Annotated in this window: 14 protein-coding genes; 11 read left to right on the forward strand and 3 right to left on the reverse strand. The window is 71.7% G+C overall.

The features are described 5' to 3' along the window. Positions 1 to 14 precede the first annotated feature (14 nt). From gatB to ACFWHU_RS12450, 4 genes are all read left to right on the forward strand, one after another. A complete protein-coding gene (gene gatB, locus ACFWHU_RS12435) occupies positions 15 to 1,532 on the forward strand; it encodes an Asp-tRNA(Asn)/Glu-tRNA(Gln) amidotransferase subunit GatB (RefSeq protein WP_385802441.1) in 1,518 nt (505 codons plus the stop codon). A gap of 463 nt (positions 1,533 to 1,995) precedes the next feature. Then, positions 1,996 to 3,243 carry an SLC13 family permease gene (locus ACFWHU_RS12440; RefSeq protein WP_387224794.1) on the forward strand — a complete coding sequence of 416 codons (1,248 nt, stop codon included), beginning with the start codon at positions 1,996 to 1,998 and terminating at the stop codon, positions 3,241 to 3,243. Next, positions 3,240 to 3,704 (forward strand): universal stress protein, encoded by a 465-nt coding sequence (locus ACFWHU_RS12445; protein WP_387224795.1) that lies wholly within the window; start codon positions 3,240 to 3,242, stop codon positions 3,702 to 3,704. The genes ACFWHU_RS12440 and ACFWHU_RS12445 overlap by 4 nt, the downstream gene beginning before the upstream one ends. A gap of 38 nt (positions 3,705 to 3,742) precedes the next feature. Further along, the gene (locus ACFWHU_RS12450) at positions 3,743 to 4,288 is read left to right on the forward strand and encodes a tetratricopeptide repeat protein (protein WP_387224796.1); all 546 of its coding nucleotides are present in this window, start codon (positions 3,743 to 3,745) and stop codon (positions 4,286 to 4,288) included. Positions 4,289 to 4,298: 10 nt separating this feature from the next. Here the strand turns inward: ACFWHU_RS12450 and ACFWHU_RS12455 are convergent, their stop codons facing one another. After that, a complete protein-coding gene (locus ACFWHU_RS12455) occupies positions 4,299 to 4,916 on the reverse strand; it encodes an NAD(P)-dependent oxidoreductase (protein WP_387224799.1) in 618 nt (205 codons plus the stop codon). 299 nt (positions 4,917 to 5,215) lie between these two features. Between ACFWHU_RS12455 and ACFWHU_RS12460 the strand changes: the two genes are divergently transcribed. From ACFWHU_RS12460 to ACFWHU_RS12485, 6 genes are all read left to right on the forward strand, one after another. Beyond that, positions 5,216 to 7,363 (forward strand): phosphocholine-specific phospholipase C, encoded by a 2,148-nt coding sequence (locus ACFWHU_RS12460; RefSeq protein WP_387224800.1) that lies wholly within the window; start codon positions 5,216 to 5,218, stop codon positions 7,361 to 7,363. Between the two features lie 172 nt (positions 7,364 to 7,535). Then, the gene (locus ACFWHU_RS12465; RefSeq protein WP_387224801.1) at positions 7,536 to 9,818 is read left to right on the forward strand and encodes an MMPL family transporter; all 2,283 of its coding nucleotides are present in this window, start codon (positions 7,536 to 7,538) and stop codon (positions 9,816 to 9,818) included. A gap of 23 nt (positions 9,819 to 9,841) precedes the next feature. Then, positions 9,842 to 10,402, forward strand: a complete 561-nt coding sequence (locus ACFWHU_RS12470; RefSeq protein ID WP_387224802.1) for a GNAT family N-acetyltransferase — start codon at positions 9,842 to 9,844, stop codon at positions 10,400 to 10,402. A gap of 46 nt (positions 10,403 to 10,448) precedes the next feature. After that, positions 10,449 to 11,099, forward strand: coding sequence for a hypothetical protein (locus ACFWHU_RS12475; RefSeq protein WP_385802425.1), 651 nt, complete (start codon positions 10,449 to 10,451; stop codon positions 11,097 to 11,099). Positions 11,100 to 11,457: 358 nt separating this feature from the next. After that, positions 11,458 to 11,631, forward strand: coding sequence for a hypothetical protein (locus ACFWHU_RS12480; RefSeq protein ID WP_387224803.1), 174 nt, complete (start codon positions 11,458 to 11,460; stop codon positions 11,629 to 11,631). A 124-nt stretch (positions 11,632 to 11,755) separates the two neighbouring features. After that, positions 11,756 to 14,797 (forward strand): AAA family ATPase, encoded by a 3,042-nt coding sequence (locus ACFWHU_RS12485; protein ID WP_387224804.1) that lies wholly within the window; start codon positions 11,756 to 11,758, stop codon positions 14,795 to 14,797. Between the two features lie 105 nt (positions 14,798 to 14,902). On the opposite strand, the gene ACFWHU_RS12490 is transcribed toward ACFWHU_RS12485, so the two are convergent. Together ACFWHU_RS12490 and ACFWHU_RS12495 are read right to left on the reverse strand one after the other, a co-directional pair. After that, a complete protein-coding gene (locus tag ACFWHU_RS12490) occupies positions 14,903 to 16,111 on the reverse strand; it encodes a PQQ-dependent sugar dehydrogenase (protein WP_387224805.1) in 1,209 nt (402 codons plus the stop codon). 38 nt (positions 16,112 to 16,149) lie between these two features. Next, positions 16,150 to 17,142 carry an aldo/keto reductase gene (locus tag ACFWHU_RS12495; protein ID WP_385802417.1) on the reverse strand — a complete coding sequence of 331 codons (993 nt, stop codon included), beginning with the start codon at positions 17,140 to 17,142 and terminating at the stop codon, positions 16,150 to 16,152. Between the two features lie 159 nt (positions 17,143 to 17,301). On the opposite strand from ACFWHU_RS12495, the gene ACFWHU_RS12500 reads away from it, so the two are divergent. Beyond that, positions 17,302 to 18,240, forward strand: coding sequence for a 2-hydroxyacid dehydrogenase (locus tag ACFWHU_RS12500; RefSeq protein ID WP_387224806.1), 939 nt, complete (start codon positions 17,302 to 17,304; stop codon positions 18,238 to 18,240). Positions 18,241 to 18,431: the final 191 nt, after the last annotated feature.

Below are 18,431 nucleotides of genomic sequence, written 5' to 3' on the forward strand. Positions count from 1 at the left end.
GGGAAAGTTTCACCGTGACCGTCACTGAACACGTGTCGCTCGTCCCGTACGAGGACGCTCTCGCGACGTACGACCCCGTCATGGGCCTGGAGGTCCATGTCGAGCTCGGCACCAGAACGAAGATGTTCTGCGGCTGCTCCACCGAGCTGGGCGCCGACCCCAACTCGCAGACCTGTCCCACCTGCCTCGGCATGCCGGGGGCGCTCCCGGTCGTCAACGCGATCGGCGTGGAGTCGGCCGTCAAGATCGGTCTCGCGCTGAACTGCGAGATCGCCGAGTGGTGCCGGTTCGCCCGGAAGAACTACTTCTACCCGGACATGCCGAAGAACTTCCAGACCTCCCAGTACGACGAGCCGATCGCCTACAACGGCTATCTGGACGTCCAGCTGGAGGACGGCGAGATCTTCCGTGTGGAGATCGAGCGCGCCCACATGGAGGAGGACACCGGCAAGTCGCTGCACGTCGGCGGCGCCACCGGCCGTATCCAGGGCGCGTCGCACTCCCTGCTGGACTACAACCGCGCCGGCATCCCGCTCATCGAGATCGTCACCAAGCCGATCGAGGGCGCCGGGGCGCGTGCGCCGGAGGTAGCGAAGGCGTACGTGGCGGAGCTGCGCGAGCTGATCAAGGCGCTGGACGTCTCCGAGGCCCGTATGGAACAGGGCCAGATGCGCTGCGACGTCAACCTGTCGCTGCGCCCGCACGGCCGGGAAAAGTTCGGCACCCGCTCGGAGACGAAGAACGTCAACTCGCTGCGCAGCGTGGAGCGGGCGGCGCGCTACGAGATCCAGCGGCACGCCGCGGTGCTCGACGGTGGCGGCACGATCATCCAGGAGACCCGCCACTTCCACGAGGAGGACGGTTCCACGACGTCCGGCCGTGTGAAGGAGGAGGCGGAGGACTACCGGTACTTCCCCGAGCCCGACCTCGTCCCGGTCGCGCCCGCGCGCGAGTGGGTGGAGGAACTGCGCGGCGGGCTGCCGGAGCTTCCTCGGCTGCGCCGTAAGCGGCTGCGCGAGGAGTGGGGCGTCTCGGAGCACGACATGCAGTCGATGCTCAACGCGGGCGCGGTCGAGCTGATCACCGCCACGATCGAGGCCGGCGCCCCCGCCGACCAGGCACGCAAGTGGTGGATGGGCGAGCTGGCGCGCAGCGCCAACGAGACGTCCACGGACCTCGCGGCGCTCCCGATCACCCCGGCGCAGGTCGCCCGGGTGGCGGAACTGGTCGCGGCGGGCGATCTGAACGACAAGCTGGCCCGCCAGGTCCTGGAAGGCGTCCTCGCGGGCGAGGGCGACCCGGACACCGTCGTCGACAAGCGCGGCCTGAAGGTCGTCTCCGACGAGGGCGCGCTGGGCACGGCGGTGGACGAGGCGATCGCGTCGAACCCGGCGATCGCGGACAAGATCCGCGCGGGCAAGGTCGCGGCGGCGGGCGCCCTGGTGGGAGCGGTCATGAAGGCCACCCGCGGCCAGGCGGACGCGGCACGGGTACGCGAACTGATCCTGGAACGCCTGGGCGCGCAGGGCTGACACGGGGCCGGTGACCGGCCTTCGATTCCGGGCGGGCCGCACATGCGGCCCGCCCGTCGTCTGCGGACAACCGCGGTCCGGGTGCCTGGTCCCGGTGGCCTGGCTCCGTGGGCGTTGCGGGCTGTTTTTGCGGCCGGTCCGGCGTTTGAGGACGGGCGCGGCCATGTGCCGGGTTATCCGGTCAACGCTCCTGGGCTCCCGGTGGCCTGGCTCCGTGGGCGTTGCGGGCTGTATTCGCAGCCCGTCCGGCGTTTGAGGACGAGCGCGGCCACGAGCCGCGCAACCCGGCCGACGATCCCGAGCCCCAGGCACCCGGCCTCTTAAAAGGAGCCCTGCGGGGGCGTCGCGCGCCAGACCCGCGCGAGGGTCGTAAGTTGGGCGGGCGTCGCGCCCCGGTGCGCCCGCGCGACCGCTCCGTCCGAACCACCCGCCCGCACCACGAGAAAGGCCCCCGGCGCCGCCCGTGAACAGCCTCGTCGCCGAGATCGTGTCCGTCGGGCTCCTCCTCGGCGTGCTCGTCTTCGCCGTCGCGCGGCCGAGGGGCCTGCCCGAGGCCCTCGTCGCCCTCCCCGCCGCCGCGCTCGTCGTCGTACTCGGCGCCGTCTCGCCCGCCGAGGCATGGGAACAGACCCACACCCTCCTGCCCGTCGTCGGGTTCCTCGCGGCGATTCTCGTACTGGCTCAACTCTGCGACGACGACGGCCTGTTCGCCGCGGCCGGCGACATCGTCGCCCGAATCTGCGGCGGGCACCCGCGCCGTCTGCTCGGCGGCGTCTTCGGCGTCGCCGCCGTCACCACCGCCGTACTCAGCCTCGACGCCACCGTCGTTCTCCTGACGCCCGTCATCTTCGTGACCGCGAGCCGGGTCGGAGCCCACCCCCGCCCGCACGTCTACGCCTGCACCCACCTCGCGAACTCCGCGTCGCTGCTGCTCCCCGTCTCCAATCTGACCAACCTCCTCGCGTTCACGGCCAGCGGTCTGTCCTTCACCCGCTTCGCCCTGCTCATGGCGCTCCCGTGGCTCGCGGCGATCGCCGTCGAGTACGTCGTACTGCGCCGCTTCTTCGCGGCCGACCTGGCCGTCTTGGCGCACCCTCCCAAGGAGGTCGAGCCGCGCGCCGTACCGACGTTCACGCTCGCCGTTCTCGGCCTGACACTCGTCGCGTTCGCAGCCACCTCCCTGATCGGCATCGAACCCCTCTGGGCCGCCTGCGCCGGTACGGCCGTGCTCGCAGTCCGAGCGCTACGGCGCCGACGCACCACGGTCCCCGCCCTCTTCCGTGCCGCGTCCCCGCTCTTCTGCCTCTTCGTGCTCGCCCTGGGCATCGTCGTCAAGGCCGTCGTCGACAACGGCCTCGACACCGGAATCGACCGGATCCTCCCGAACGGCGACTCCCTCACCACCCTGCTCGTGATCGCCGCCGTCGCCGCGCTCCTGGCCAACCTCATCAACAACCTGCCCGCGATCCTCGCCCTGCTGCCCGTCGTCGCTCCCGCGGGCCCCGGCCCCGTACTCGCCGCGCTCATCGGGGTGAACCTGGGACCCAACCTCACGTACGTCGGTTCCCTCGCCACCCTCCTGTGGCGCCGTGTCCTGCACGAACACGACTCCGCGCCCTCGTTGGGACAGTTCACCCGTCTCGGTCTGCTCACCGTTCCCGCGACGCTGATCGCTTCGACCGTTGCCCTGTGGGGCACGCTCCAGTTGTGAGTGACGTGAAGACAACCGCCCTCGTCTGGATCAGCCCGTCCACCTGGCCCGCGTGTGTCGACGCCGCGCGGGACAGAGCGCCGGACGACCACGTCGTACTGCTCCACGTGGGCGACGACCGGATCGCCGCCGAGGCGCACCGCGCGTACGCGGGACTTCTCGGCCGTGGGCACGGGCCCGAGCGCGACCCCGGCAGCCGTCTTCAGGCGCTGTCCGGCGTGGCGGGCGCCGACCTCCTTGAGGAGGCCGCGCACCGCCTGGGCCGGCCCTGCGAACTGCTCGACCGGCACGGCAGTCCGCAGGAGGAGGTCGTCCGCGCGGCGGCGGACGTGGACCTGCTGATCTGCGCGCGCGACGGCGACCCCGACAGACCGGGGCCGCACAGCCTCGGGCCCGAGTCCCGCTTCGTGGTGGACCACGCGCCGTGCCCGGTCCTGCTGGTGTGGCCGCACAGGAGCTGAGCGGTGGCAACGAACTGGCCCGGTGCGACAATCCCGGCGTGAACACAGACAACACAGACAACGCGGAGAACGCGGAGAGCAGGGCGAGCAGGGACGGGCTCCTGGCCGAAGCCGTCGCACTGCGCACCCGCGGCGAGGCGGAGCAGGCCCGGGAGCGGCTGGTGGCTCTCGCCGACCGGTACCCCGGCGATGCCGTGATCGCCTATCAGACCGCCTGGACCCACGACGCGCTGGGTCTGGAGGCGGAGGCCGTCGCCTACTACGAAACCGCGCTGGCCGGAACGGACTTGTCGGACGACGACCGACGCGGCGCGCTGGTCGGTCTCGGCAGTACGTTCCGGATCCTCGGCCGGTACGAGAAGGCCGTCGTGACCCTGCGCGGCGGGCTGGCGGAGTTCCCCGACGACGGCGCCCTGCGGACCTTCCTCGCGATGGCGCTGTTCAACACCGGGCAGCACGACGAGGCGATGCGGATCCTGCTGGAGTTGCTGGCCTCGACCAGTGACGACCCGGGGGTGCGCTCCTACCGCGCGGCCATCAGCCACTACGCCAAGGACCTGCGCGAGGTTGTCGAGGGCCCATGAGCGTGTCCGCTTACGGGTACAGGTCCCGGCCGTACGTCGCGGGGTCGTCCAGCGCGTCCAGGACGAGGTCGGCGAGGTCCGCGTAGGTCGTACGGGGCGCGAGGCCCCGGTGCGGCGTGAACGACCGGGGGCGGTTGCCGCGCGCGGGGCCGTGGTGCAGCACCCCGGACCGTACGACGGTCCAGTTCAGTCCGCTGGTGAGGATCACCGCGTCCTGCGCTTCCCGTTCCCGCAGGAGGGGGCGGGCCGTCGCCCGGTAGAGGGCGGCGATGGTACGGCCCGAGAGGCCGCGTACGTGCGAGCCGTAACCGGCCTCCGAGACGACGATCAGCCGCCGTACGCCCGGTTCGCGCATCGCCTCCACGATCAGTTCGGTGCCGCGTGAGTACAGAGGCGTCGTCCGGTTGCCCTTGAGGCCGAAGGCGATCACCGCGGCGTCGGCGCCGGTGAGGGCGTCGGCCACGGCGCTCTCGTCGAAGGGGCTGCCGGTCACCACCCGGTCGACGGGGGCGTCGCCGAGCCGAGCCGGGTCCCGCACCTGTGCGGTGGTGCGGTGCCCGGCGCGTGCGGCGGCGGCGAGGAAGGCTTGCCCGGTACGCCCGGTGGCGCCGAACACGGTGACATTCATGGGCTGGCTGTCCCTGTCGTCTTCATGGGTCTCGTTTTCATGGGTCTCATCATCGGCCCCCGCGCGCGGGAAGCCCGCGAGGGCTTCCTGGGGAGGCGCGGTCGGCGGACCCGCTCAGCTTGCGCCACGGGGCGTCCCGACCGCTACGGATCAGCCCGGACCCGGCGGCCGGAACGCGTGCGGCACGGCCCCGGCGGGGGCGACTCTCGGACGTTCATCGGCGGGCCGTCCGCGGGTCTTCCCGTCGCCACCTGCGGTGGCTAGCTTCCGGGCCGTAGTACCTGACTCGGGAGGATCTCTTGGCCACTGACATTTCACGGCGCCGGCTCTTCGCGCTCGGCGGTGGCGCCGTCGGTGCCGCCGCGGCGGGCTCCGTACTGCCGCCGTCCCTGCGGACCGCCATCGCCGCCGGGGCGCCTGCCGGGGGACTGGACGCCGTCAGACATGTCGTGGTGCTGATGCAGGAGAACCGGTCGTTCGACCACTACTTCGGCACGCTGCGGGGCGTACGCGGCTTCGGGGACCGCAACGCCGTGGAACTGCCCACCGGCCGCCCCGTGTTCGCCCAGCCGAGTACCGCGCCCACGGCGCGGGGCGACGACGACGCCACCGTCCTGCCCTTCCCCGTACGCGACGCGGCCGAGGCACAGCACAAGGACCTTCAGTACATAGGCGACCTCGACCACTCCTGGAACGGTGGCGCCAAGGCGTGGAACAACGGCTGGATGGACGGCTGGGTCTCCGCCAAGACCGCCGCCACCATGGCGTACTACGACCGCGCCGACATCCCGCTGCACCACGAGCTGGCGGACACCTTCACCGTCTGCGACGCCTACCACTCGTCGATCCACACCTCCACCAGCCCCAACCGCAACCATCTGTGGAGCGGTTGGACCGGCCATGAGGCCGACGGGCGGCGCGCGGTCGGGAACGACGCGTACGACGAGGGCAGGCACCCCGGCTACGCGTGGCCGACGTACGCGGAGCGGCTGGAGAAGGCCGGGCGGAGCTGGAAGACGTACACGGAGTGGGAGAACTTCACCGACAACAACATCGAGTTCTTCACCTCCTTCAAGAAGATCGCGCGCAAGGCGCTCGCCAAGGCTCGCGAGCTCGAAGGCGCCGGCGACTTCACGTACATGGAGTCCTTCTACGCCGCCGTGCGTGAGACGGACGACCCCGCCGTACGGACGCGGCTCCTCGCCGCGCTCGACGAGGGCGTCGCGTCCCTCACCACCCGAGAACGGTCGCTCTTCGAACGCGGGCTGCGGCGCGTCGAGTCGGGCACCCTCGCCGCGGCGTTCCGCGCCGACGTGGCCGCCGGGCGGCTGCCCGAGGTGTCGTACCTGGTGCCGTCGGCGGTCGACTCCGAGCACCCCGGCGCGTCCTCACCGGTCGCCAGCGCCGGTCTCGTCTACCAGGTGCTCGACGCGCTCGGCGCGCACCCGGAGGTCTGGCGGCACACGGTCGTGCTGATCAACTACGACGAGAACGACGGCTTCTTCGACCACGTCCCGCCCCCGGTGCCGCCCGTGGACGACCCCGACGAGCGCTGGGAGGGCCGCCCGACGGGGCTCGGCATCCGCGTACCGCTGCTCGTCGTCTCGCCCTGGACCGTGGGCGGTTACGTCTGCTCGCAGGTCTTCGACCACACGTCGGTCGTCCGCTTTTTGGAGACGTGGACCGGGGTGAAGGAGCCCAACATCACGCCGTGGCGGCGCACCGTCACCGGCGATCTGACGTCCGCCTTCGACTTCGGACGGGGCCGGGCACGCCCGGACGTCGAACAGCCGGGGCCCGTACCGCCGTTCACCGGGCGCTGGCGGCCCGTGCCGCCGACCGTGCAGCGGATGCCGGTGCAGGAGCCCGGCACGCGCCCCGCCAGGCCGCTGCCGTACCAGCCGGACGTCTACGGCCGCCTCGCGGCGGGCGACGCCGGGGCGCGCGTCCTGCGGCTCGAACTGCGCAACACGGGGCGGGCGAGCGCGCACTTGGCGCTCTATCCGTACGAGGGTGAGTTCGACGTCCCGCAGCACCGGGACGTGAGGGGCACGGCGCAGTGGACGGTGCCCCTCACCGGCGACGCCTACCGCTTCACGATCACCGGCCCCAACGGCTTCCGCCGTGAGTTCGCCGGCCCCGTCGCGGGCGGCGGCGCCGAGGTCACCTCGTCCGTCGACCATCACGACCGCGATCTGCATCTCACCCTCCGTAATGAGGGTGATCTGCCCATCACCTTCACGGTGCGCTCGCTCGGCTACGCCGACGAGGCCGATCTCGGCGACTGGAAGCGTGAGTTCACGGTCAAGCCGGGACGCCGCCGCAGCGTCGTGCACTCGGCCGCCGACGCGCACGGCTGGTACGACATCGAGGTGACGGCGGGCCGGGGCTTCCGGCGACGGCTGATGGGACACATCGAGAACGGGAAGCCGAGCGTCTCCGGCTGAACCGCGAGCCGACCGAAGAAGCCGGAAGCCGAACCGGAAACCGAAACGGAACTCTCGCCTCCTGTTGATCGAACACCAGGTCAACACTGTGTGAGGAACCCCACCAAACGGTCAAACGATCACGATTCGATGTCAGAATCGGGCTCTCCGATCCGCACAGGGGAGCAGAGCGTTGGCAGCAGTCGCGCGGTGGTGCGTCAGGCACCGGCTCCTGGTCGTACTTCTGTGGCTGCTGGCCCTCGGCTCCACCGCCGCCGGTGCCGTTGTCGCCGGGACCTCGTACTCCAACGACTACGAGGCACCCGGCACCGAGTCCGGCCACGCCGTCGAACTCCTGGAGAGCGGCTTCCCCGGCCGCGGCGGCGACAGCGACACCGTGGTCTGGCACACCGAACGCGGCTCCGTCCGCGCGCACGACGTCGAACTGCGCATGGGCGTCACGCTCGGTGAGATCGCCAAGCTGCCCGGCGTGGCCGCCGTGACGAGTCCCTACGCCCTCACGGACGGGTCCGGGACGCCGCCGTACACATCCGGCCCGGACGACGGCGAGGGCGCCCGTCAGATCAGCGAGGACGGCCGCACCGCGTTCGCCGTCGTCACCTTCGAGCAGCAGGTCGACGACATCCCCGCCGCCCAGGCCCGGGCTGTCGTCGACACGGCGAAGGAGGCGGCCACCGACGACCTCCAGGTGGAGCTCGGCGGCGGCGCCATCGCCCTCACCGAAGGCACCACCACGCACACGGCGGAGATCGTGGGCGTCGCCATGGCCGCCGTGGTCCTCTTCCTCGCCTTCGGCTCGCTCGCGGCGAGCCTGCTGCCCATCGCCACCGCGCTGGTGTCCGTCGGGACGGCGTACGCGGGCATCGCACTCCTCGGCCACCTCATGACGGTGGCCGACTTCGCGCCCATGCTCGGTCTGCTCGTCGGGCTCGGCGTCGGCATCGACTACGCCCTGTTCATCGTGACCAGACACCGCAAGGGCCTCAAACAGGGCCTCACGGTCACCCGGGCGGCCACGGAGGCCGTCGTCACCACGGGGCGCGCCGTCGTCTTCGCCGGGGCCACGGTCTGTATCGCGCTGCTCGGCATGCTGGTACTGCGGCTGAGCTTCCTCAACGGCGTCGCGATCGCCGCCTCGCTCACCGTCGCACTGACCGTGGCCGCGTCCGTCACCCTGCTGCCGGCCCTGCTCTCGTACACCGGCGGGCGCGCGCTGAGCCGTCGCGAACGCGCCCGGCTCGCCGAACACGGTCCGCTGCCCGAGCCGCCCACCGGCTTCGCCGCCCGCTGGTCCTCCTTCGTGGAGCGCCATCCCCGGCTGCTCGGCGCCGCCGCCGTGGTCGTGATGCTGGTGCTCGCCCTGCCCACGTTCTCGCTCCATCTGGGCACCTCCGACCAGGGCAACAACCCGGCGACCAGCACCACCCGGCAGGCCTACGACCGCCTCGCCGAGGGCTTCGGGCCCGGCGTCAACGGCCCGCTGACCCTCGTCGCCGAACTGGACGGTGCCGACGACCGGCTCGCGATGGACCAACTCCCGGACACGTTGCGCGAGTCGGAGGGCGTCGCCTCCGTCGGGCCGATCGTCTTCAACGGCAGCGGCGACACGGCCCTGCTCACCGTCGTCCCCGCATCGTCTCCGCAGTCGGAGCACACCAGCGACCTCGTCGACCGCCTCCGTAAGGATGTGCTGCCCCGTGCCGAGGAGGGCACCTCCCTGGAGGTGTCGGTCGGCGGAGTCACCGCGAGCTACGACGACTTCGCCGATGCCGTCGTCGGCAAACTCCCGCTCTTCGTGGGCGTCGTCGTGGCCCTCGGCTGTCTGCTGCTCCTTCTCGCCTTCCGCAGTGTCGGCATCCCACTGAAGGCGGCGGTGATGAACGTGGCCGCCGTCGCCTCGTCCTTCGGGATCGTCGTCGCGATCTTCCAGTGGGGCTGGGGGAGCGAACTCCTCGGCCTCGGCAGCGCGGGCCCGATCGAGCCGTTCCTGCCCGTGATCATGGTCTCGGTCCTCTTCGGCCTCTCCATGGACTACCAGGTCTTCCTGGTGAGCCGGATGTACGAGGAGTGGCTGGAGACCGGCGACAACAGACGGGCCGTGCGGGTCGGTCTCGCCGAGACCGGCCGCGTGATCAACTCGGCCGCCGTGATCATGATTTCGGTCTTCCTCGCCTTCGTCCTCACCGGGGACCGCGTCATCGCGATGTTCGGAATCGGGCTGGCCGCCGCGGTCGCGCTGGACGCCTTCGTACTCCGCACGCTGCTCGTGCCCGCCCTGATGCATCTGCTGGGCGGCGCCAACTGGTGGCTGCCGCGGACGCTGGACCGCTGGCTGCCGCGGATCAGCATCGAGGCGCCCGCCGCCGACCGCCGTACGTCTGGGAAGATCCCCGCACGGCGCGAGGAGCACGCGGAGCGTGTGGAGCACGTGCCGGGGCGTACGGGCCGTAACTGAGCCCACCGGACAGAAGGAGCGCGATGTTCGCGACATCACTGGGTGACAACGCGGAACTGAGACCGCTGGAGCCGTGGCAGGCCGAGGAGTTCCTCACGCACATGGACCGTGCGAGGGAGCTGGTGACCGAACACGTCGGGCTCGCCGACGTCGTCACCGACCTCGAATCGGCGCGGGCGTTCCTCACCTCGTACGCGCACAAGCAGGCCGCCGACGCCGGACGGATCTACGGGATCTGGCGCGACGACACCCTCGTCGGCGGAGTGCTCTTCCGGATCTTCGACGCGCCGGGTGGTAACTGCGAGGTCGGCTGCTGGCTCGAACCGGGGGCCACGGGGAGCGGTCTGGTGACCCGCGCGATAACGGTGCTCATCGACTGGGCGGTGGACCGGCGCGGCATCCACCGCGTGGAGTGGGTGGCCTCGTCGGCCAACCTCGCGAGCGTCAAGGTCGCCGAGCGGCTCGGGCTGCGACTCGACGGGATTCTGCGCGAGAGCAACCTCCACCACGGCCGCCGGCAGGACCAGGAGGTCTGGTCCGTACTGGCTCCCGAGTGGCGTGAGCTGCGGCGGAACACCCCCTGAGGAAACTCTCATAGATCTCTCATACGGGCCGCCTACCGTGCGGCGCATGAACCCCACGACCAAGCCAGAAGAGCCCGCCGACGAAAGCCGCGACAACGAGGCGGAGCGCGCCGTTCCGGCTGCTGCCGACAAGAACGACGCACCGGGCCCGAGCCTGGCCAAGGACTCGGGGGAGAGCCCTGGGGCGGGCGGCGCGGAGGGCGCCCACCGTGCCGACGGCGCCGGCACCGATTCGGACGACGGTGACGACGGCGACCTGCTCGCCGACGACCTGGACGGCGAGTACACCCCGCCGCCCTCCAGCGGGCTGGCCGCCGCGTCCACGGCGCTCATCTCCGTCCTGCTCTCACTCGTCGCACTCATCGGCACCTGGTCCGGCAAGGTGATCGCCGAACGCGAGACGCTCGTGGGCCAGATCGAGCTCGGCCAGACCGGCACGGCGGAGCAGCAGATCTCCGAGATCTACGGCGACGCCTGGCACGCCACCGCGCTGACCAACGGCGTCTTCGCCGTGCTGGCGCTCATCGTCGGCCTCGCGGCGCTCGGCCTGCCGCAGCGCAAGAGCTGGGTACGGCCGTTCGCCGTCGCCGGTATCGCGCTCGGCGCGCTCGCCCTGCTGATCTCGATCGGTATGTACTTCGACGTCTTCGTCTCCCTGCCCGAGCCGCCCCCGGCCGCCCCGCCGACCACCGGCTGACGCGACTCCGCCGGGTCCGCCGGGTCCGCCGGGTCCGCCGGGTCCGCCGGGTCCGCCGGGGGCCCTCATGGACCGCCGCGAGCCACTGTCCTCACGCGCCGCACGGGCATCCGCCCGGCCGGCGCGTGAGGCATTTCCGAGGCACTTCGGACACGTCTGAGGCGCTGCCTGAGGTGCCTTCCGAGGGACTTCCCGAGGCACTAGGCAGGGCCTTAGGCCGGTGTCTGGCCCTCCACCCGTGCGCCTAAGGCCCGGGCGCCGCGAAGATGCGGCACTCGCCCGATGCGGGCGCACCCCCTGGGAGACGAATGTTGAGGCATCGCAAGACGCCGAAGCGGTTCGTGACAGGGGAGTCGAGATGTTCGAGTACGAGATGCAGCAGATGCGGGCGGCCGAGCTGATCCGTGAGGCCGACAACCGGCGGGTGGTCCGCCAGGTCCGCAAGGCCCGCAAGGAGGCCGCGCGCAACGCCGGTAACGAGGGCGAGAGGCGGGTGGGATCGCACCGGGGCCGGTTCGTGAGCGCGGCGTGACGGGCGTACGGAGATGGCCGTCCGCCCCGACCTCCTGAGGATGCCGGATCCGCGGTCGCCGCACCTGCCACCGGTGGACGCGGCGACCGCGATAACGAGTGCCGCACTGTCGTACCCCTGTGCGATGCTCGGAACCGTGGAGACCAAGTCAGTCAGTCCCGTGTTCGTCGGCCGCGACGGGGAGCTGACCGCACTCACCGAAGCGCTCGCCCGCGCCGCCGCGGGCGAGCCGCAGGCGCTGCTCGTCGGCGGTGAGGCGGGGGTCGGCAAGACCAGGCTCATCGAGGAGCTGATCTCGGTGGCCTGCCGTGACGGCGCCGTCGTCGCGGTCGGCGGCTGCGTGGAGATCGGCGGCGACGGTCTGCCGTTCGCACCCTTCTCCGCGGCCCTGCGCGGCCTGCGGCGCCTGCTGCCCGAGGAGATCGCCGCCGCCGCCGACGGTCAGGAAGGCGAACTGGCCAGGATCCTGCCCGAGTTGGGTCCCTCGGCGAGCGACGCACTGGGTGAACACGGCACGGCGAGCCTCTTCGAACTGACCGTCCGGCTGCTGGAGCGCGTCGCCGCCGACCGCACGGTCGTCCTCATCCTGGAGGACCTGCACTGGGCCGACGCCTCCACCCGCCATCTGCTCGCCTATCTCTTCCGTACGCTGCGCCGCGGCCGGCTCCTCGTCATCGCCACCTACCGCGCCGACGACATCCACCGCCGGCACCCGCTTCGCCCGCTCCTCGCGGAGCTGGACCGGCTGCGGACGGTCAGCAGGATCGAACTCTCCCGCTTCAGCCGCGCCGAGGTCCGGCGGCAACTGCACGGCATCTTCGGGGACGAGCCTGCGCCGCAGCTCGTGGACGAGATCTTCGGACGCTCCGACGGCAACGCTTTCTTCGTGGAAGAACTGGCCGTCGCCACCGAGACGGGCTGCCGCTCCGGACTCACCGACTCCCTGCGCGATCTGCTGCTCGTCCGCGTCGAGACGCTGCCCGAGAACGCCCAGCGGGTGGCCCGGATCGTCGCCGAGGGCGGCGCCACCGTCGAGTTCCCCCTGCTGCTTGCCGTCGCGCAGCTCTCCGAGGACGACCTGATCGACGCGCTGCGGGCCGCCGTCGGCGCGAGCATCCTCCTCCCGGTGGACGGCGACGGGTACCGCTTCCGACACTCGCTCGTACGCGAGGCCATCAGCGACGACCTGCTCCCCGGCGAACGCTCCCGGCTCAACCGCCGCCTCGCCGAAGCCCTGGAGGCCGACCCCTCCCTCGTACGGGGCGACGAGAGCACCACCCGCCTCGCCGGTTACTGGTACCACGCGCACGACGCGGCGAAAGCCCTGCCCGTCGTCCTGCTCGCCTCCGTCGAGGCCCGCCGGCGCTACGCCCACGCCGAGCAACTGCGGCTGCTGGAGCGCGCCATGGAGCTGTGGGACGCCGCGCCCGAGGACATACGGGCCTGCCTCAGACCCCCGGACGACACCGAGGTCTACCCGCCCACCGCCGAAGGGGCGAGCGCCCCGCTGCGCTATCTCGACCTGCTGGCCGAGGCGACCGTCGCGGCCCGCTCCGGCGGCGAACGCGAGCGGGCCCTGGCGCTGTCCAAGAAGGCCATGCGGGTCCTGGAGAGCGTGGACGACCCGCTGCGCGCCGCCTGGTTCTGGACACAGCGCTCACGGCTGGTCCAGGACCTCACACGCGGCGACGGCTGGGACGAACTGGCCACCGCCCAGGACCTGGTGCGCGGTCTGCCGCCGTCCGCCGTGCACGCCTCGGTCCTCTCCGACGTCGCGAGCTGGGGCGCCCTGCACCGGCCGGGCCCCAACAGCCTGGCCGCCGCCGACCGCGCCGTGGAGTACGCGCGCCTCGTCGGCGCGGAGCACATCGAACTGAACGCCAGACACACGCGCGGCTGGCTCACCACCGAGTCGGGATCCATCGAGGAGGGACTCTCCGAGATGTACGCGGTCCGGGACCGTGTCTTCGAACTCGGCAACCTCGGCACGCTCGGCATCCTGGGCCGCATCAGCATCAACCTGCCGTCCACGCTGGAGAGCGTGGGACGCTCGGAGGAGGCGGTCGCCGCCGCCGAACTCGGCATCACCCTCTGCCATCAGCGGGGCCTGTCCGACAAGGAGGCCTGGGTCCGGGTCAATCTGAGCGAATCGCTGTTCTCGCTCGGCCGCTGGAACGAGTCCCGGGCGGCGATCGACGATGCGGCCCAGATCGCGCACGCCCCCAAGGCCCGCGCCCTGGTGGCCGTACGGCGCGCGCTGCTCGCCCTCGGGCGCGGCGACGCCGCTGAGGCGGAGAGCCAAGTGACGCTGGCCCGCGCGGTCTTCGGTCCGCACGATCCGCAGCCGCAGCACGTCATCGCACCGGCCAGGCTGGCGATGGTCAGCGCCGCGCGGCAGGGCCGGCTCGCCGACGCCCGCGCCGAGTTCGAACAGGTCGCCGCGCAGGGCTTCCCGCCGGGCATGCAGCGGTACGCGCTGCCGCTGCTCTGCTCGGCCGCCGCGATGGAGGCGGACGCGCGCGGACTGCCGGAGGCCGACGCGGGGCGGGAGGCGATCCTGGCGATCGTCCGCGACCACGCGAAGCGACTGCCCGCCGTCGTCCCGATCTGGCGGGCGTACGACCTGCTGCTCGAAGCCGAACTCGCCCGCGCGGACGGCATCGTCGCCCCGAAGCTGTGGGCCCGCGCCGTGGCCGCCTTCGAGGCGCTGGCACGGCCGTACGAACTCGCCGAAGCCCGCCACCGCTGGGCGGCGGACCTCCTCGCCGCGTCGTCGGACCGGGAACAGGTCACCGCGCTCCTGATCCAGGCCCACACCACGGCGAAGCGGCTCGGCGCGCGGCATCTGGTCGAGGAGACGGAACTCCTCGCGGGCCGGGCACGGATCAGCCTCTCCACCACCCCGCGGCCGGCCCCGGTGCCCGGCCCGGAGGCCGACGCCGTCAGCTCACTGGGCCTGACCCCCCGTGAACAGGACGTCCTGCGCCGGGTCGCCGAGGGCCTCAGCAACCGCCAGATCGCCGAGGAGCTGTACATCTCGCCCAAGACGGCGAGCGTGCACGTCTCCAACATCCTGGCCAAGCTCGGGGTCTCTGGCCGCACGGAGGCGGCGGCGATGACCCACCGCCTCCACCTCTTCACCGACCTGGAGCCGACACACACCTAGGTCCTGTCGTTCGGATCTTGCCGGGCTCGCGGTCCCTCCCTGATCCGGCCTGATCCGAACCACAGGCCCTAGGGTCCGCCTTGCTCTCCAGGGTCGGCGCCCGCGTCACGTCACGTCCACCCGAAGGATCTTGTCGTCTCCCGGCTTCGGAGTGCCCCGGCCGTCCGTGTTGCTCGTCATCAGCCAGAGCGCCCCGTCACCCGTCGCCACCACCGTGCGCAGCCGGCCGTACTCGCCCTCGAAGAAGGCCTGGGCGGCGGCCGACGGCTTCACGCCCGCCAGGGGGATCCGCCACAGACGCTCACCGCGCAGCGCCGCCATCCAGATGGACCCCTCGGCGAAGGCGATACCGCTCGGTGAGGCGTCGCTCGTCCGCCACTCCTCCACCGGATCGACGAAGCCCGACTTCCCGGCCTTGCCCTCGGCCTCCGGCCAGCCGTAGTTCTTCCCCGGCTCGATCAGATTGAGCTCGTCCCAGGTGTTCTGGCCGAACTCCGACGCCCACAGCCGCTTGTCGGAGTCCCAGGCGAGACCCTGCACATTGCGGTGCCCGTACGTGTACACGACCGAATCCGCCTCCGGATTGCCGTGCGCCGGCTGGCCGTCCGGAGTCATCCGCAGGATCTTCCCGCCCAGGGACTTCTTGTCCTGCGCGAGGCCCGTCTCACCCGTCTCACCCGTGCCCGCGTAGAGCATCTTGTCCGGACCGAAGGCGATCCGGCCGCCGTTGTGGATGTTGCCCTTCGGGATGCCCCGCAGGATGGTGTCGGGCGCGCCCAACTGCTGGCCCACCGGCCTCTTCGGGTCGTACAGCATCCGGGCGATGCGGTTGTCCGATTCCGTCGTGAAATAGGCGTACACATAGGTGTCCGACGCGAACGACGGGGAGATCGCGAGGCCCAGCAGACCCCCCTCGCCGCCGGGAGCGACGCCGGGCACCGCGCCCACGTCCGTCTTGTCGCCCGTCTCCGAGTCGACCCGAGTGATCGTCCCCTCGTCGCGCGAGGAGACCAGCAGATCGCCCTCGGGCAGCGCCGCCAGACCCCACGGCGACTTGAGGCCCTCCGTCAGCGTGGACACCACCTTCGCCGAGCCCTTCGCGGGCGGCGCCGACGGCTTCGCCGCGCCGTCCGGGGGAGTCGACCCGTCGGACACCGACGAGGACGGGGAACCCGACGGGCTTCCCGGACTCGCCGTGTCGTCGGAGGACGAGCACGCGGTCACCACGAATAGCGCCGCTGCGGCCAACACGGCCGTCACTGGAGCACGTTGCACGGTCTTGATCCCTTCGACGGCTGCGTCTCTACGTTTCATACACCGCGGCCCGCGTCCAGGTTCCCATCCGGCCGGTATCAGTGCCACGACCCCCACGCCGGGGGCAGCGCGGCGATCTCCGCCAGATCCGCCGCCGACAGCTCCAGCCCGGCCGCCGAAGCGTTCTCCACCGCCCACCGCTCCCGCTTCGCCCCCGGAACAGGCACCACCTGAGGTCCGCGCGCCAGCACCCACGCCAGCGCCACCTGCGCCGGTGTCGCCCCGTGCCGCTCGGCGACCCGCCGCAGCCCCGCCACCACCGGCTGGTTCGACGCCATCATCTCGGCGGTGAAGCGCGGATGCCTGGCCCGTACGTCGTCCGGCTCGAAGCCCTGCCCGGGGGTGAGCGTGCCGGTCAGATAGCCGCTTCCCAGCGGCATCGCCGCCAGGAGCCCGACGCCCCGCGCCGCGCACCACGGCAGCAGCCGCTCCGTCGCCTCCGGCGCCCACACCGACAGCTCCGCCTCCACCGCGCTCACCGGAAACACCTGCTGCACCCGCTCCAGCAGGGCGATCGTCGCCCCGTAACGGTCCGTGCCGGTACGGCGCGACGCGCGGGCGTCCACCGCGCACAGCCCCAGGGCCCGTACCTTCCCCGCCGCCACCAGCTCCGCCATCGCGCCCCAGGTCTCCTCGACCGGCACCTCCGGATCGGCCCGGTGCAACTGGTAGAGGTCGATCACCTCCGTCCGCAACCGCCGCAGCGACGCGTCGCACGCCCGGCGCACATAGCCGGGGCGGCCGTTGGCGACGATGTGCTGATCGCCCACCAGCAGACCGCACTTGGTGGACACGAACGCGTCGTCGCGCCGCTGCGCGAGCACCCGCCCCAGCAGCAGTTCATTGGTGAAGGGGCCGTACATGTCGGCCGTGTCGAGCAGCGTCGTACCGGCGTCGAGCGCCGCGTGCACGGTCCGCGACGAACGGTCACCCCGCTGCTCGGACGTGCTGTAGGCCCAGCTCATCGGCATACAGCCGAGTCCGACGGCGCCCACCGTGAGTGCTGCCGCACCGATCGCCCTGCGCTCCAACTGCCCAGCCCCTCCCGCTTCCTTGCGTGCCCGCTCCCGCCGGACACACTCCAGCTAACCTCATGGGCCGATCGGCGCCGCTCCACCCCGGCGCCGGCCCGTACCGGTCCGTGGAACGCCCCTTCATCGACCCCATGGGCTTCGCATAGCCTCCTGACCATGACTTCAGACGTATGGCTGCCGATACCGGCCGACGAGATCGAAGGGCTCCCCGCCGGCCTGGACTACGTCCACTGGGACGGAGCCCCCGACTTCCCCGCCGACCCGGCCGACTGCGCCTTCTACGTGGTCCCGTACATGAAGGGCATGGACGTCGCGCTCCGGCCGCTCGCCGCGATGACCTCCGTACGCGTCGTACAGACCCTCTCCGCAGGCATCGACCACGTGGCCCCCGGACTCGGCTCGCTGCCCCCCGGCGTACGCCTGTGCAACGCCAAGGGCGTCCACGAGGCCAGCACCGCCGAACTCACCGTCGCGCTCGTCCTCGCCTCGCTGCGCGGCATCCCCGGCTTCGTCCGGGGCCAGGACGCCGAGGAGTGGCGCTCCGGCTTCTACCCGGCGCTCGCCGACAAGTCCGTGCTGATCGTCGGTTACGGCTCGATCGGCGCCGCCATCGAGGACCGGCTCGCGCCCTTCGAGTGCGCGCGGGTGGCGCGCGTGGCGCGCTCCGCGCGTGCCACAGAGCGCGGCCCCGTGCACGCACTCGCCGATCTGCCGGACCTGCTGCCCGAAGCCGACGTCGTGATCGTGTCGACGCCGCTCACCGAGGAGACGAAGGGCCTGGCGGGCGCCGAGTTCCTGGCCCGTATGAAGGACGGCGCGCTGTTCGTTAACGTCGCGCGCGGCCAGGTGGCCGACACCAAGGCGCTCCTCGCCGAGCTGGAGAGCGGACGGATCAAGGCGGCGCTCGACGTCACCGATCCGGAACCACTCCCGCCGGGCCATCCCCTCTGGCATGCTCCGGGTGTTGTCATCAGCCCTCACGTGGGCGGATCCACCTCTGCATTCATGCCGCGCGCCAAGCGTCTGCTCGCCGACCAACTCACCCGCTATGCCGCGGGGGACGCTCTGCGCAACGAGGTGCTCACCACCGGCTGAGCCATCGACGGTCCGCACTCGGGAACGACAACTCCCCTGCTCGTCACGGAGAGTAGAAGAACTATGTCCCTGAGTGACGAGTCTGGTGTATCGTCCCGATCTGGGGGCCGCGTCGCGCGAGGGGCGACGTGGCGGAGCGATCAGAATCCGAGGGGGGCGACGGGCGATGTACTGCCGATGCACGAACGATC

Source organism: Streptomyces sp. NPDC060366, assembly GCF_042725135.1.
In the GTDB taxonomy this organism is placed as follows: Bacteria; Actinomycetota; Actinomycetes; order Streptomycetales; family Streptomycetaceae; genus Streptomyces.

Excerpts from the sequence above, each read along its gene's own strand:
- ACFWHU_RS12455 (WP_387224799.1), bottom strand. The coding sequence starts at position 4,916 with ATGAATGTCACCGTGTTCGGCGCCACCGGGCGTACCGGGCAAGCCTTC.
- ACFWHU_RS12470 (WP_387224802.1), top strand. The coding sequence starts at position 9,842 with ATGTTCGCGACATCACTGGGTGACAACGCGGAACTGAGACCGCTGGAG.
- ACFWHU_RS12475 (WP_385802425.1), top strand. The coding sequence starts at position 10,449 with ATGAACCCCACGACCAAGCCAGAAGAGCCCGCCGACGAAAGCCGCGAC.
- ACFWHU_RS12480 (WP_387224803.1), top strand. The coding sequence starts at position 11,458 with ATGTTCGAGTACGAGATGCAGCAGATGCGGGCGGCCGAGCTGATCCGT.
- ACFWHU_RS12485 (WP_387224804.1), top strand. The coding sequence starts at position 11,756 with ATGCTCGGAACCGTGGAGACCAAGTCAGTCAGTCCCGTGTTCGTCGGC.
- ACFWHU_RS12490 (WP_387224805.1), bottom strand. The coding sequence starts at position 16,111 with ATGAAACGTAGAGACGCAGCCGTCGAAGGGATCAAGACCGTGCAACGT.
- ACFWHU_RS12500 (WP_387224806.1), top strand. The coding sequence starts at position 17,302 with ATGACTTCAGACGTATGGCTGCCGATACCGGCCGACGAGATCGAAGGG.